The organism is Psychrobacter sp. 1U2 (genome assembly GCF_051847575.1).
In genome coordinates this window covers 1-915 of record NZ_JBPYDC010000658.1, presented here as the reverse complement: position 1 = coordinate 915, position 915 = coordinate 1, and the positions used below count along the sequence as shown (strand labels likewise).

Sequence of the window (915 nt, the reverse complement as noted above, 5' to 3'; positions counted from 1 at the left end):
AACTCCATAATCATAATTTATATTTGGGATACATAAGCGTGAATAACAAATTGACTGGCAGCGACTTAACAAGAGCAATGCTGAATCGTGGCGATAAAAAGATTTGGTGTGCAGTAGACGATGATAGCGATGCACGTGCTATCAGTGATCAAATTGACAATGATTTTACCGCTCGTATCGTATCTTTCCGTGATGGAAAGTTTTATTGTACCGCTGGTATGACTTGGCTATATGCTGTACCTATCAAAATTGCTCCATTGACACAACAAGAAGCCAATTTATAAATAAAATTGGCTTTGTGACATTAGCATGAGTGCTATTGTTCTAATATCTTATCGTGCATAAACGGTTTTTATCTAAAAGCATATATATGTATCTACATATATATGCTTTTTTGTACTTGCAGCTAGCGCATTAAACTCAATAACATTTTATTCAACTTCAACTATCTATCTCACAAAGAAAAGCCCCGAACCTTGGGCAATTGGTTCGGGGCTTTAGCGCTTCATGTTATTATTATTGTTCTTCCTTGATGACTCATCCTAAGTCATAAACAATAACTTATAAAACAGCGGGCTGACCTGTACTCATAAACTTATTGTCTCAACACTGCATCCTTGCCTATCCTTGTGTTGATGAAGCTATTGTATGGTAAACAGATATGGGTAGCTAGAGGCTAAAAGCTCTATTTACTGTACGTTTTGGCTTACATGTATTCGTTTAAACGAATTAAAAAAAGAGGCTGTTTGAGCACGGTTTCAATGATACTCTGCATGTTCTTTTGATACTTTATCACCTTCTTTTTTACCTTCTTCGATTTTATTTTCTGTCTCTTCAATATCTTCAGTTTGGGCAGTCGGTGCATTTTGTTCTTGCTTATCTGCTTCCTCCGGTTCGTACTGCAAAGTTGTCATG

General features: G+C 36.5%; 1 protein-coding gene. It reads left to right on the top strand.

The genetic code is table 11. From position 1 onward, the window contains the following. Positions 1-284, top strand: a 284-nt coding sequence (locus ACS8FD_RS17920) for a hypothetical protein (protein ID WP_439276844.1), incomplete at its 5' end; no start/stop codon positions are given. Positions 285-915: the final 631 nt, after the last annotated feature.